The sequence below is a fragment of the Joostella sp. genome, assembly GCF_048266025.1.
Lineage (GTDB): Bacteria > Bacteroidota > Bacteroidia > Flavobacteriales > Flavobacteriaceae > Galbibacter > Galbibacter atrarenae.
On sequence record NZ_JBLXAF010000012.1, the window covers coordinates 14,982 to 29,124 of the forward strand.

The 14,143-nt window shown below is 33.7% G+C and carries 12 protein-coding genes; 8 read left to right on the forward strand and 4 right to left on the reverse strand.

Features of this window, described 5'->3' with window-relative positions; translation table 11 throughout:
- Window positions 1–97: 97 nt before the first annotated feature.
- The 4 genes from ACN0TY_RS15915 to pabB form a co-directional block, all read right to left on the reverse strand.
- Window positions 98–2,068 (reverse strand): protein-disulfide reductase DsbD family protein, encoded by a 1,971-nt coding sequence (locus ACN0TY_RS15915; RefSeq protein ID WP_417445242.1) that lies wholly within the window; start codon window positions 2,066–2,068, stop codon window positions 98–100.
- Window positions 2,061–3,377: a tRNA lysidine(34) synthetase TilS gene (tilS, locus tag ACN0TY_RS15920; protein ID WP_417445243.1), complete on the reverse strand. Its 1,317-nt coding sequence runs from the start codon at window positions 3,375–3,377 to the stop codon at window positions 2,061–2,063. Before tilS ends, ACN0TY_RS15915 begins: the two co-directional genes overlap by 8 nt.
- A gap of 65 nt (window positions 3,378–3,442) precedes the next feature.
- Window positions 3,443–4,288 carry a lysophospholipase gene (locus ACN0TY_RS15925; protein WP_417445244.1) on the reverse strand — a complete coding sequence of 282 codons (846 nt, stop codon included), beginning with the start codon at window positions 4,286–4,288 and terminating at the stop codon, window positions 3,443–3,445.
- A gap of 153 nt (window positions 4,289–4,441) precedes the next feature.
- Entirely contained in the window at window positions 4,442–5,737 is a 1,296-nt protein-coding gene (gene pabB, locus ACN0TY_RS15930) for an aminodeoxychorismate synthase component I (protein WP_417445245.1), read from the reverse strand.
- A 327-nt stretch (window positions 5,738–6,064) separates the two neighbouring features.
- Here pabB and ACN0TY_RS15935 point away from each other — a divergent pair, with 327 nt between their 5' ends.
- The 8 genes from ACN0TY_RS15935 (at window position 6,065) to proB (ACN0TY_RS15970) (ending at window position 14,083) form a co-directional block, all read left to right on the forward strand.
- Complete coding sequence (locus ACN0TY_RS15935; protein WP_236960542.1) at window positions 6,065–6,688, forward strand: GNAT family N-acetyltransferase; 624 nt, start codon at window positions 6,065–6,067, stop codon at window positions 6,686–6,688.
- Between the two features lie 108 nt (window positions 6,689–6,796).
- On the forward strand, window positions 6,797–7,978 hold the full coding sequence (gene argG, locus ACN0TY_RS15940) for an argininosuccinate synthase (RefSeq protein ID WP_236960545.1): 1,182 nt from the start codon (window positions 6,797–6,799) through the stop codon (window positions 7,976–7,978).
- 88 nt (window positions 7,979–8,066) lie between these two features.
- Window positions 8,067–9,041 (forward strand): N-acetyl-gamma-glutamyl-phosphate reductase, encoded by a 975-nt coding sequence (gene argC, locus ACN0TY_RS15945; protein WP_417445246.1) that lies wholly within the window; start codon window positions 8,067–8,069, stop codon window positions 9,039–9,041.
- Between the two features lie 19 nt (window positions 9,042–9,060).
- Window positions 9,061–9,849: a pyrroline-5-carboxylate reductase gene (proC, locus tag ACN0TY_RS15950; protein WP_236960548.1), complete on the forward strand. Its 789-nt coding sequence runs from the start codon at window positions 9,061–9,063 to the stop codon at window positions 9,847–9,849.
- Between the two features lie 97 nt (window positions 9,850–9,946).
- Window positions 9,947–11,089, forward strand: a complete 1,143-nt coding sequence (locus ACN0TY_RS15955; protein ID WP_417445247.1) for an aspartate aminotransferase family protein — start codon at window positions 9,947–9,949, stop codon at window positions 11,087–11,089.
- On the forward strand, window positions 11,089–12,285 hold the full coding sequence (locus ACN0TY_RS15960) for a glutamate-5-semialdehyde dehydrogenase (RefSeq protein WP_417445248.1): 1,197 nt from the start codon (window positions 11,089–11,091) through the stop codon (window positions 12,283–12,285). Before ACN0TY_RS15955 ends, ACN0TY_RS15960 begins: the two co-directional genes overlap by 1 nt.
- Window positions 12,286–12,405: 120 nt before the next feature.
- A complete protein-coding gene (proB, locus tag ACN0TY_RS15965; RefSeq protein WP_236960554.1) occupies window positions 12,406–13,188 on the forward strand; it encodes a glutamate 5-kinase in 783 nt (260 codons plus the stop codon).
- Window positions 13,189–13,306: 118 nt separating this feature from the next.
- Entirely contained in the window at window positions 13,307–14,083 is a 777-nt protein-coding gene (proB, locus tag ACN0TY_RS15970) for a glutamate 5-kinase (RefSeq protein ID WP_417445249.1), read from the forward strand.
- Window positions 14,084–14,143: the final 60 nt, after the last annotated feature.

The window sequence follows — 14,143 nt, forward strand, 5'->3', positions numbered from 1 at the left end:
AACCTCAAAGACTCTAGGAACCTTTGAGGTAAATTTTATAAATTATTAAATATGAATATTGCTTAATTCAGCTAAAAATCAAACTATTTTAAGTCTATTACTCCTTTTTGAAGTTAGCCAAACCTTGTTTAAGCCACTCATAATAAGCTATGTCATCTGCATATTGCTGCGGACTATTAAGGAGTTCAAAATCTGGAGACATCAAAATATAATATGGCTGTGAAGCTGTTTTAAAGTTGATAGCTTGGAAAGTAGCCCATTTATCGCCTATTGTTTTGATAGATTTCACTCGTCCGTTGTCAAGTTTATAGTTAAACTGTAAATCCTCAGGCAAGTCTTTACGGTCGTCTACGTATAATGAAATAAGAACATATTCATCATTTAACATTGAGAATATCTCTGGTTCACTCCATACATTCTCTTCCATTTTTCTACAATTTACACACGCCCATCCTGTAAAATCCAATAAAATAGGTTTGTTATTTGCCTTGGCATATTCCAAACCATCTTCAAAGTTTTTAAAACAGTTAAGTCCAAGTGGACAGTCACTTTCCTGTGGGTAAATACTATAAAATACAGGCGGTGGGAATCCACTTAACAGCTTTAAGTTAGACTCCTTGGAGTTCTGTAAACCAGGAATTAAATAAATAACAAAACCTATAATTGCAACACCAAAAATTCCACGGTAGAAGCTAAGTTTCTTCTTAGGTCCATCATGAGGGAAACGAATGATTCCGAACACATAAAGCGCCATTAATATGAAAATAACAATCCAGATTCCGATAAAAACCTCTCTTTTTAAGATTCCCCAATGCTCAACAAGATCGGCATTCGATAAGAATTTAAAAGCTAAAGCAAGCTCTAAGAAACCTAGAATCACTTTTGTTGTATTCATCCAACCTCCAGACTTAGGAAGCGATTTTAGCATATTTGGAAATAGGGCAAACAAGGCGAATGGTAAAGCTAAAGCAGCACCAAAACCTGTCATTCCCACTGTAAGTTGCATTGCGCCACCGTCATTTGATAATGAACCTGCCAATAAAGAGCCTAGAATTGGGCCTGTACAAGAGAAAGAAACAATTGCCAGTGTTAATGCCATAAAGAAAATTCCAATTATACCTCCAGAATTAGAAGCAGAATCCATCTTATTACCCCAAGAACTCGGTAATGTTAACTCATAATATCCAAAGAATGAAAAAGAGAAAAATATAAAGATTACAAAAAAGGTAACATTCAGCCAGACGTTCGTAGAGATATTATTTAAAATTTCTGGAGCAATAGAATCCAAAAAATGAAAAGGAACACTCAGCGCCATATAAATCCCAATAATAAACGCTCCATAAAGAACAGCGTTAGAAATTCCTTTCTTTTTATCCGAAGATTGCTTAGTAAAAAAAGAAACCGTTAACGGAATCATAGGGAAAACACAAGGTGTTAGTAAGGCAATAAGTCCACCTAGAAAACCAAGTACAAAAAGACTCATAAGTCCACTATCCTTGCTTGTCTCGCTTCCTTGCGTATGTTCTAAAAGCTCCTTATTTTTTAATGGTAATGCTAGGTTTTCGGCAAGATTAAGGCTTTTATCGTCGATGTTTTTATTTTCAAAAACAACTTCCCCTCCATCAATAGAAAAACCTAATTCGGCATCGTTAAATATACAACGTTCATCATCACAAGCTTGATATTCTACAGAACCAATTACACTTTTTAAGGCTGGATCTGTAATTTGGATTCGCTGTTTAAAAATCGCTTTCTCAGCAAAATATGACAACTCTTCTTCAAAAATCAGATCCATTTCTGTAATGGGCTCCTCTTCCACTACCTCTCCGATAAGATTGTAGCCTTCTCCTTCATTTTCAAAATGGAAAACAGTAGGAATTATAGAAGCATCCTCACCGAGCGGCTGATTTTGAGCATATAAATGCCAATGCTCTTGTATGGAAGCATTAATGGTTAACTCATATTCAGTATCAGAAATTTTTTCTACGGAAGTATTCCATTTTACAGGATCTTGAGCTTGGGAGAATGTAGTAATAAAAAGTAATAATGTAACTAATAAATTACGCATCGACGTATTGTATTTTTATAATTTGCTTCGTTTTTTCAGTTACTTTAAATTGATTATCGGCACGCTTGCCAACTATCCAAATAATCGTATTGTGAGTATCACATAGTAACCATTGCTTTTCTTTATCTAGCAAGGAAATTTTTTCATCCTTAAAAAACTTACTGAGCTTTTTCTTTCCCTGCATTCCAAAAGGGTAAAAATAATCACCATTTTCCCATTTTCGGAGTTTTAAAGGAAACTTTAACGTTTCCTTATCAACATATATTGAATGCGAATCTCCTGCTTCAATATGCTCTACTAAATCGATAGATATTTTGATAGGGGTAGTAATAAGACTTTGCGATTCTTCAATAAAAAAATCAACTATTTCTTCTTCTTTTTCAGCAGTAGAAATAATAATTTCATCACGGTCACGAACCAACCGATGTGTACTTGAAAAAAGCTGTTTTCCGCTTTGAGAATCTATTATATTAATAAGATCCGTGGGATCATTAAATCCAAAATCCTTAAATAAATGATAAAAATAGGACTCCTTTGGAGTAAGATTTTGCAATGCAGCTATGGACACCTTAATATCCTTTCCCCCTTTAATAAAAATATCCGATCGTAAACTATCGATATGACTATTTAGGATTTCTGAGCTCCCTTTTAAGTGATTTACCGTATTTTCAAAACTTTGCAATACGCTAGGATTGATTTCCTTTATTTTTGGAATAACCTCATGGCGGATTTTATTTCTTAGATATTTAGTTTCAGCATTACTACTATCTTCTCGCCACTTAATTTCATTGTGCAATGCATATTGAAATATCTCATCCCTAGAAAAAGGTAATAATGGACGCACTATATAATCGTTAATTTCTGGAATTCCAGTGAGGCCTTCAATTCCTGTTCCGCGAGAAAGGTTAATTAAAAAAGTCTCTAAATTATCATCTGCATGATGCCCCGTTAATAGATATTCAAAATTTAAAATGTCTTTTTGCTGTTTAAACCAATCGTAACGTAATTCTCGGGCTGCAATTTGCGTAGATATTTTATGAGCTTCAGCATAAGCATTCGTCATAAACCTAATCGAATAAAAAGGAATATCAAATGTTTCCATTTTTTGCTGAAGAAAATCTTCATCTCCAAGACTTGCATCCCCTCTCAGTTGAAAATTGCAATGCAAGACACAGATATCCATTCCCAATTGATAGCATAAATGAGTAAGCACCATACTATCAATTCCTCCGCTAGAAGCTATTGCCACTTTTGAAGTCAACAGATAAGGAAATCGTTTTATAATATGATTTTTAAATCTATCTAACATTCTACAAAGGTAACTAAAGCCTATTTTAAATGATGTTTTTTTTAAATGACTTCTTGAGATATGTTTTAACTCGCTACAAGATCAGCCATTAACTGCTTATCCAGCCAATCTACAATAGTTTCAAAAACATCTTCTCTGTCTAAATCATTATGAAGTTCGTGGTAACCACCTTTATAAAGCTTAAAAGTTATTAAATTGGATTGTTTAGCAAAGGCTTTACTAGCCCAATGACTTGTAATATGATCGCCAGAACCATGAAATAATAGTAAAGGAATTTCTAATTCCTTGGGATTGTTTAGCACCCACTCTCCCCATTTTATAAATGGAATTGTGAAATTTGGACTTACGCGATCATGCACTAAAGGATCGTCTTTATATTTTTCTATTTCACTCTCATCACGAGAAATATATTTAGCTTTAATTCCGCTAGGCATCGTTATAAAAGGCAGCATATAGTAACATACTTTCCCTGCGCTCATTTTCCATGCTGGCGGATCGAAAGCCATTCTAAGAAAAGGACTCGAAGCTATTACCCCTTGCAATGTTGGTTTACGCCTCATTACATAATTAAGAACCACATTGCCTCCCATGCTGTGTCCGTAGAGAAAAGTTGGAAGTTCTGGGAAACGATCATTTTTTTCTGTTATAATAGCATCTACACTATCTAAAACAGCCTTATAACTTGGGCAATGACCTCTTTTTCCTTCTGAATGACCGTGACCAAAATGGTCGTAACTAAAAACTACATAACCGGCATCCACAAGTTCTGGGATTACAGATCCTGTATAACGGCCACTATGCTCTCCCATTCCATGAACCAACACAACGGCTGCTTTCATCTTTTCTCCATGCCAATATTGACCAAATAAACGCTTGTTACTACAATAAAAATCGAAACCTTGATGTTGCATAAAAGAAAAGGGTAATGGTTAGTTCCCTCTAAAATCGTAAAATGTAATGAAATACACTAAATTTCATCAATTATTTTATCAACAGAATTGATTTCTTTATCTATTTAATGATTTAAAGATGTCCTAAAAAATAGTAATTAAATAAATGTCTTTCTACTGAAGTGCTCTCCGCATTGCAGCAGCTTTAACAAGACACTCTTCATATTCTTTTTCTGGTTTCGACTTTGCCGTAATGGCACTCCCTGCGGAAAAGGAAACATATTTCTTTTCACTATTAAAACAGATACTTCTAATAATTACATTAAAATCAAAATCTCCATTCGGACTAAAATAACCTACGGCACCACTATATACACCGCGCTTAGTTTCTTCTAAATCTTCAATGATTTTCATTGCTGAAAGTTTTGGAGCTCCAGTCATACTTCCCATAGGAAAAGCGGCTTTAATTATATCTACAGGACTTGTTGTTGGTAACACTTCTGCTTTTATCGTAGAGATCATCTGATGAACTTGCATAAAAGTATATACCTTACAAAGTTCTTCTACCTTTACACTTCCTTTTACAGCAACTTTAGATAGGTCATTACGCACCAAATCTACAATCATAACATTCTCGGAGCGTTCTTTAGTATCGTTCTCCAACTCTTTTATCAATAGAGCATCTTCTTCTTTATCTTCTGCTCTTTTTGCAGTCCCTTTAATTGGTTGTGATATAATTTGAGTTCCTTCCTTTCGGATATACCTTTCTGGAGAAGCGGATAAAACATATTTATTTTGATGTTTTAGAAAAGTTGCAAATGGAGGTTTGGAGATTTCATTTAAATTCTGAAAAGTTTTTACAGGGTCTATTGTAGTATTTTCAGCATAAAACTCTTGACAAAAATTAGCTTCATAAATATCTCCACGGTGAATATGAGTCAGCATTGCATTTACCTTTTCCAAATAGGCTTGCTTCTCTATTCTATGTTGAATCTGAATATCTTTTTTTCCATCATTACTTTTATCTTCAGCAATAAATGAAGATATTTCCTGAAAATCGCTCTCAATTTCGTCATCAATCATTCCTAAATAATGGAATTCCAATACTCCTTCCTTTAAGAATATTAATCGTTTTGGCTGAAAGAAAAACAAATCTGGAAATTCTAATCCGTCGTAATTTTTAGAAGATAGTCGCTCTACATCATTTTTTAGATCGTAAGTAAGGTATCCAAAGATCCAATCTTTAGTAACCGACTGATATTCTTTAAGATTTTCGAAAGCATCATAATAATCGGTCTTTATAGAAGTAAAGGCTTCCGCAGCTAAAACTGCATCATAACTACCATGGGATTGTTTGTAAAAGTTGCTATCCAGCCAAATTACTTCCTCAAATGAAGAGGACCAAGCGAGAAGATTACTTTTAAACAGTTCAATATCTGTTATATTAAATTGCTTAATAGTTCTATTCATACCAAAAAAACGAGTTTCTTATTAATGTTACAAATTTAACAAACTATAAGCTTTTTAATCTAATTATTATTCATAATATTGTACTATAATTCTAAGAAAAGAACGAATACTTGCGAAATGCAAAAAGTAATTAAAAAAATACAAACCATTATCAGAGAATTGTCCTTAAGGGCAACTCCTACTTATGTAATGGTACCTGTACGTCACGTTCGCTTTCCTCGTCGCCGCCCGTAAGGGTGTAACGATATTATGGAGTTAGGTGCGTCCAACTCCCCTCTTAAAAAACAAAACCATTTCCAATTTTATTAATTTTAATTCAGTAATTGAATGCAAATACTTATTGCAAACGATACACACATACCATACGCAGAACAGATCTGTGATACTATTGAAGAATCTGCAAAACAACGCGGAACGGGTATTGCTAAAAGAACTCCTGAGTATATAACTACCAAAATACAAAACGGTAATGCTGTTATCGCTTTGGATGGTAATAGGTTTGCTGGATTTTGCTACATTGAAACATGGGGCCATGGAAAATATGTAGCCAATTCTGGACTTATTGTACATCCTGATTTTAGAGGTCAAGGTTTGGCTACTAAAATTAAAAATAAGGTTTTCGAACATAGTAGAACCAAATTTCCAGATGCCAAAATTTTCGGTATTACTACAGGCTTGGCGGTAATGAAGATCAACTACGATTTAGGTTATGAACCTGTAACATTTTCAGAATTAACAGACGATCCTAGCTTTTGGAACGGATGTAAAACATGTAAAAACTTTGATATTCTAACTAGGAATGAAGGGAAAATGTGTTTATGTACTGGAATGTTGTATGATCCTGTTGAAAAAGAACAAAAAAAGCATAAGCATAAATACGACTCTAAAGTATTTAATAGATTAAAGAAAATTAAACAATCTCTATTCCTAAAGAAAGAGAAACAGAAATAAGATTAAGTAAATAGTAATCTCTTTTGGGATTATAAAATATTAATAACAACGTACAATGGTCAATCTAAAAATAAATCTCATTGTAGGATTGACAAAAAATAAAAAGAAATGAAAAAATTAGTTTTAGCATACAGCGGAGGTTTAGATACTTCTTATTGCGCAAAGCATTTATCTGAAAACGGTTATGAAGTACACGCTGTAAGTGTAAACACAGGAGGTTTCTCTAAAGAGGAAATAAAAAATATTGAAGAGAAGGCCCTGAAATTAGGTGCTACTAGCTACACTTCTTTAGATGCTGTACAGACATTTTATGATAAAGTAGTAAAATATCTTATCTACGGTAATGTCCTTAAAAATAATACATACCCACTTTCTGTAAGTGCAGAGAGGATTGTACAAGCTATTGAGATTGTAAATTTTGCTAAAGAAAACAATGCTCAGTATATAGCTCACGGAAGTACAGGTGCAGGAAACGACCAAGTACGTTTCGATATGATTTTTCAAATATTAGCTCCAGAGATTGAAATTATCACTCCTATTAGAGATAATAAGCTTTCTAGACAAGAGGAAATCGACTTCTTAAAATCTAAAGGAGTAGATATGGAATGGGAGAAAGCTAAATATTCTATTAATAAAGGACTTTGGGGAACTAGTGTTGGTGGAGACGAGACACTTACCTCTCACCTATCACTTCCGAATGAAGCATACCCTAGTCAATTAGAAAATATGGGGAGTCAAAAAGTAAAATTAACTTTCACAAAAGGTGAGTTAACTGCTATCGACGGAAAGGAAGATAAAACCATCAATCTAATAGAAAAGCTCGATAAAATAGCTTCTGCTTTTGCTATCGGAAGAGATATTCACGTTGGAGACACTATTATAGGTATTAAAGGAAGAGTTGGTTTTGAGGCCGCTGCTCCGATGGTAATTATAAAAGCACACCATACGTTAGAAAAACACGTGCTAACAAAATGGCAACAACAACAAAAAGACTATTTGGCAAATTGGTATGGAATGTTACTTCATGAAGGAAACTATTTGGATGAAGTAATGAGAAATACAGAAGCTTTTTTAACTGATGCTCAGAAAAATGTAACTGGAGATGTTTGGGTAACCTTATTTCCATATAGATTTTTTGTGGATGGTATTAAATCAGAACACGATTTAATGAATGCTAAATTTGGTAGCTACGGAGAAATGAATGAAGGCTGGACAGCAGAAGAAGCTAAAGGATTTATCAAAATCAATGCAAACGCTGCAAAAATACATCAAGCAGTAAATAAAAAATAGTTAGACATATAACACTGGATCGTTTCATTAAGAAATCTAATTACTAAACGATCCAATCGTTAGATTATTCAGAAGAAAAAAATAAAAAATGATTAAAGCAGGAATTATAGGTGGTTCGGGATATACTGGAGGCGAACTGATAAGAATTTTAATTAACCATCCACAAGCAGAGATTGACTTTGTATATAGCACCACTCGTGCTGGGAAACCAGTTACAGATGCTCATGAAGATCTTCTTGGTACTACAGATTTAAAATTCGCAGGAACCATTAACCCTAGTGTTGATGTGCTTTTTTTATGTCTTGGTCACGGTAATTCTAAAGCTTTTTTAGATCAGCATACATTTTCAGATCACACAAGAGTTATAGACTTAAGTAATGATTTCAGATTAAATGCTGATGCTACTTATAATGGTAGAGAATTTGTATATGGCTTGCCAGAATTACAAAAGGAAGCCATTAAAACGGCGAAAAATATTGCAAACCCAGGATGCTTTGCTACTGCAATCCAACTGGCATTACTGCCATTAGCTAAAAACAACCTATTAACAGAGGATATTCATATCAATGCTGTTACTGGAAGTACTGGAGCAGGAGTTTCTCCTTCTTCTACTTCTCATTTTAGCTGGAGAAACAACAATGTATCTTGGTACAAACCCTTTACACACCAACACTTAGGAGAGATCAATCAAAGTATTGTGAGTCTTCAGAACAACCAACCAAATATTTTTATGCTCCCACAAAGAGGGAATTTCACAAAGGGGATTTTTGTAACATCTTACATGAAATTTGAAAATAGTTTGGAAGAAACTTGGAATTTATACGAGGATTTTTATGTTATAGACCCGTTCACACATTTATCAAAGAAAGAAGTTCACTTAAAACAAGTTATTAATACTAACAATTGTTTTATCCATCTTCATAAGCACGAAGACGTGCTGCTCATCACTAGTGTCATAGATAATTTAATAAAAGGCGCCTCTGGACAGGCAGTACAAAACATGAACTTACTTTTCGGTTTAAATGAAAGTGACGGACTAAATTTAAAAGGAAGTTATTTCTAAAAAACTAAAAACAAAACAAATGAAAGTTACCGTTATTGGATCAGGAAATCTAGGAAAATCAATCATTACCGGAATTGCATCCAGCGATTTATTTGATTCAAAGAACATCTTAGTAGCAGACAAATCAGATGAGAATCTGGAAATTATTAAAGAACAAGCCGGCGTATCTGTTACGTCAGACAATATTAAAGCAGTTAAAGAGTCCAAATGGGTAATCCTCTGTATTCAACCGCGAATTTTAAAAATTGTACTTAACGAAATTAAAGATCATCTTACAGACGATCAGATTTTAATTTCTACAGTTACTGGAGTTTCTATTAGTGAGATTAACGAAATTGTACCAAACAATAAAGTTATTAGAGCTATGCCAAACACAGCTGCTGTAAAACTACAGTCAATGTCTTTTATCTGTGCTGATGATATCGAGCATGATGATGTACATTTTGTAGAAAAGATGTTTGGTACCATTGGAAAAACAATGATTATTGAAGAGCGTTTAATGCAAGCAGCAACAGTTCTTGGAGCTAGTAGTACTGCTTTCTTTTTACGTTTCTTAAGAGCACTTACACAAGGAGGCGTGCAAATGGGATTCCATCCTCACGAAGCACAAGAAATCTCTGCTCAGGTAGCAATTGGAGCTGCTGCTCTAATTGAAGATGGAACACATGCCGAAGTAGAAGTAGATAATGTTACTACTCCTATGGGTTGTACTATTGAAGGTTTAAATGCCATGGAGCACAACGGATTGAGTTCTGCAGTGATAAAAGGTATTATGGCTTCATACAAACGAATTAGTGATATTAAATAACTTAAAAATTGAAGTATATAACAAAATTTGTAACATTACTGATTAACAACGTTATATATCTTCAATTAAGCAAACTTTATAATTTTTAGCACAATAAATGAAACTGTTTGATGTTTATCCTTTGTACAACGTTACTCCTGAAAAGGGAAAAGACGTTTATGTTTACGATGAAAGCGGTCAAGAATATTTAGATCTCTATGGAGGTCATGCCGTTATTTCTATTGGTCATTCGCATCCTACATATGTAGAGCGCATTACCGAGCAAGTAAACAAACTTGGTTTCTACTCCAATGCCATTCAAAATCCACTTCAAGTGGAATTGGCAGAAAGGTTAGGAAGGCTTTCTAATTGTGAGGAATACAACCTATTTCTTTGCAATTCTGGAGCAGAAGCCAATGAGAATGCATTAAAGTTAGCGTCTTTTCATACGAATAAGTCGCGAGTAATAGCTTTTAAAAATGGATTCCACGGAAGAACATCTGCAGCAGTTGCAGCAACCGATAATGGAGCTATAAACGCTCCTATTAATAATCAGCACAGCGTCACAACATTCCTTCCTTTTAACCAACTTCACTCTTTAGATTATGAATTAGCGTTCGGTGACGTATGTGCGGTTATTATTGAACCTATACAAGGTGTTGGAGGCTTAGACGAGCCAACAACAGAATTTCTCCAAGGAGCAGCTGCATTATGTAAAAAACACAATGCTGTATTGATTTTAGATGAAATTCAATCTGGTTATGGTAGAAGTGGAAAATTCTTTGCATTTCAACATCATGACATAGAACCCGACATAGTGACAGTTGCTAAAGGAATGGGTAATGGTTTTCCTATTGGAGGCGTATTAATCCACCCACGATTTAAAGCTAAACATGGAATGCTGGGTACCACCTTTGGAGGGAATCATTTGGCATGTACTGCTGCCCTTGCCGTTCTGGAGGTTATGGAAGATGAAAAACTCATCGATAACGTGAACGAAATTTCTGATTATTTTATTGAAAAATCAAAGGAAATCAAGAGTTTACAAAAACTTAAAGGTAGAGGATTGATGCTTGGTATGGAGTTTGAACAAAATGTATCAGAAATAAGAAAAGAGCTTATTTACGAGAAAAAAATATTTACAGGCGGCTCGTCAAATAAGAACTTATTAAGAATTTTACCGCCATTAACGATTAAGAAACATCATATAGACACATTTTTAGATTCTTTGTCTGATGTTTTGGAAAATCACAACTTGTAATGAATAAAATACTAACAATTTCCGAAAGAAATAATGTATTATTAACCATGGCTGATCTTATCCGTGAGGAAAAAGATGCACTCATAAAAGAAAACAAGAAAGACCTAAACGGTTATTCTGGCGATGATCTCGCTATGGAAGACCGACTAAAAGTTGATGATGCTAAAATCGATGGGATGATAGCGTCATTAAAAGAATTAGCTTCACAAGAGGATCCGTTAGGAAAAGAACGTTTCCACTTTAAGCATGATAACGGAATGGATGTTTATAATAAAACAGCTCCTTTCGGAACTATCATGATTATATACGAATCTAGACCAGATGTTACAGTAGAAGCAGCAGGAATTGCTTTTAAATCTGGTAATAAGATTTTATTAAAAGGAGGTAAAGAGTCTTTAAACTCTAACCTACTAATTGTTGATTTATGGCATAAAGCCATGAAAAAACATGGAGTTTCTACTGTTTGGGTTGAATATTTACAATTTAACCGTCAAGAAACTCAAGCTTTCTTAGAAAAGCCAACACAACAAATAGACCTTATTGTTCCTAGAGGTGGTGAGCGTCTTATTCAATTTGTAAAAGAAAATGCAAATTGTCCAGTTATTGTAAGTGGTAGAGGAAACAACTTTGTATATGTCCAAAAAGATGCAGATCTAGATTTGGCACTTAAAGTTATCATCAATGCTAAAACAGCTAAGATTTCTGCTTGTAACGCATTAGATAAAGTACTTATTGACACAAATCTTCCAAATTATAAAGAGTTTGCAAAAAGACTTCTTGACAAATTGGCGGAGCATAAAGTAGCTGTTCATGTAGATAAAGAACTAAGTGATTTAGATAATGTTACTGTTATATCAGACGATAATATTTGGTATGAAGAGTTCTTAGACTATAAAATAGTAATTGGTGTTATTGATTCTAATGAAGAAGCAATTGCTAAGATAAATAAATACTCTGGAGGTCATTCTGCGTCTATCATAACAAAAGATAAAGAAGTAGCAGAAGAATTTATGGCAACCGTAGATACAGCTGCTGTATATCATAATGCGTCTACTAGATTTACAGATGGATCGCAATTAGGATTAGGTGGTGAGTTGGCAATTAGTACAGACAAATTACACCAGCGTGGACCTATTGGCCTTGAGCACTTGGTTACCAATAAGTGGTATATCCATGGAGATGGTCAAATTAGATAGTTTTACACTATTAAAGAAGTTTAACAATAATAAATAATAATAACTCGATAATTAATCGAACTGTAAAAAAGCTCAATTGGTGAGCATTTACAACTTTAACATAATACTAAAAACAAAAAAATGAGTAAGCCCGAAAAAAAGAAGAAAAGAATTCTTTTAAAAATAGGATCTAATACGCTTACAAAAGAATCTGACCAGATATCTAGAGGTAAATTAGAAGATATTGGTCGCCAAATCGCAGCACTTCAAGATGATTACGAATTTGTAATCGTGAGTTCTGGTGCCAAAGTAGTTGCTAAGCAATTTGTAAACTTAGAAAGTACTTATAGCGAAGATATTAACGTGAAACAAGCGCTTACCTCTATTGGTCAGCCTCACTTAATACGTATATTTCAAGAAAGTTTTAGAGAGTTAGGATTATTGGCTTCTCAATGTCTACTTTCTTATTCTGATTTTGAAAAAGATGTTTCAAAAGAAAACATTGTAAATACCATAAATATTTTGGTTGAAAATGGATACATTCCAATTATCAACGAAAATGATACGGTTGCCACTGATGAGATTCAATTTGGTGATAATGATAAATTAGCTGCTTTAACAGCTGCTTTATTAAAAGTTGACTTATTGATAATCGCAACAAATACAAATGGTATTTATACGAAGGAGTCCTTTGCAGAAGGATCGCCAGAAACTATTGAAGAAGTAGATAACTTCTCCGACCTTAAAAAAGAGGTTATGGATGACACAAAATCATCTCATGGTACTGGAGGTATGAGTTCTAAAGTAATTGCTTTAGAGATTGCAAACAAAGCAAATATCGAAACATGGATAGTAAACGGATTGGAAGATAATTTCATTCTAAATACTATCAACGATAATACTCCTTATACTAAAATTGAATGATTTTTTAATTAAAATATAAGTATAGATAAATAAGGCTCGAAAAGTAAATAATGACTCCATATTTTTAATATGATAGCATTGCTTTTCGAGCCTTTTTTATGTCATTTGTCCAACTAAAATGATGAAAACAACCAAAAAAAGAATTGTTCTTAAAATAGGTTCCAATACCCTAACCAGAGAAACAAACCACATTTCTCGCGGTAAAATTGAAGATATTGCTAGACAAATAGCAGTACTTAAAAATAAATATGAGTTTGTAATTGTAAGCTCTGGTGCTATAGCTGCAGCCAAGCAATTTGTAAACTTAGAAAGTAACGGCAAAGAGATTAATGTAAAACAAGCGCTTGCATCAATCGGGCAGTTACATCTTATGAGAATCTATCAAGAGAATTTTAGAGAATTAGGCCTCTTAATTTCACAATGCCTCCTCTCCTATTCTGATTTTAAAAGTAAAACGTCAAAAGAGAATATTGTAAATACCATAAATATCTTGCTTCAAAATGATTACATTCCAATAATCAATGAAAATGATACGGTTGCTACTGATGAAATTAAGTTTGGTGACAATGATAAATTAGCCGCTTTAACAGCAGAGCTCATACAGGCAGATCTTCTTATTATTGCCACAAATACTGATGGAATTTACACTAAAGAATCAATGACTCTTAATTCTCCAGAAACTATTAAGGAAGTTATTGGTTTTGAAAGCCTAATTACAGAAATTGCAGATGGAAAGTCATCTCATGGAACTGGAGGCATGAAATCTAAAGTAGATGCCGTAGAAATTGCGTCTGCCGCAGGCATAGAAACATGGATTGTAAATGGACTTAATGAAAATTTTATTACTAATGCAGTTGCAGATGAGATCCCATTTACCAAGATAAAACCTCGTTAATAATTAAAATAACTTTTATATAATCGATAAAAGTATAGATATAAAACACATAACTTCTAA

Coding starts and splice junctions, on each gene's coding strand:
- argG (WP_236960545.1), top strand. CDS start 6,797: ATGAAAAAATTAGTTTTAGCATACAGCGGAGGTTTAGATACTTCTTAT.
- proC (WP_236960548.1), top strand. CDS start 9,061: ATGAAAGTTACCGTTATTGGATCAGGAAATCTAGGAAAATCAATCATT.
- ACN0TY_RS15955 (WP_417445247.1), top strand. CDS start 9,947: ATGAAACTGTTTGATGTTTATCCTTTGTACAACGTTACTCCTGAAAAG.
- proB (WP_236960554.1), top strand. CDS start 12,406: ATGAGTAAGCCCGAAAAAAAGAAGAAAAGAATTCTTTTAAAAATAGGA.
- ACN0TY_RS15925 (WP_417445244.1), bottom strand. CDS start 4,288: ATGCAACATCAAGGTTTCGATTTTTATTGTAGTAACAAGCGTTTATTT.
- ACN0TY_RS15960 (WP_417445248.1), top strand. CDS start 11,089: ATGAATAAAATACTAACAATTTCCGAAAGAAATAATGTATTATTAACC.
- ACN0TY_RS15915 (WP_417445242.1), bottom strand. CDS start 2,068: ATGCGTAATTTATTAGTTACATTATTACTTTTTATTACTACATTCTCC.
- proB (WP_417445249.1), top strand. CDS start 13,307: ATGATGAAAACAACCAAAAAAAGAATTGTTCTTAAAATAGGTTCCAAT.
- pabB (WP_417445245.1), bottom strand. CDS start 5,737: ATGAATAGAACTATTAAGCAATTTAATATAACAGATATTGAACTGTTT.
- tilS (WP_417445243.1), bottom strand. CDS start 3,377: ATGTTAGATAGATTTAAAAATCATATTATAAAACGATTTCCTTATCTG.
- argC (WP_417445246.1), top strand. CDS start 8,067: ATGATTAAAGCAGGAATTATAGGTGGTTCGGGATATACTGGAGGCGAA.
- ACN0TY_RS15935 (WP_236960542.1), top strand. CDS start 6,065: ATGCAAATACTTATTGCAAACGATACACACATACCATACGCAGAACAG.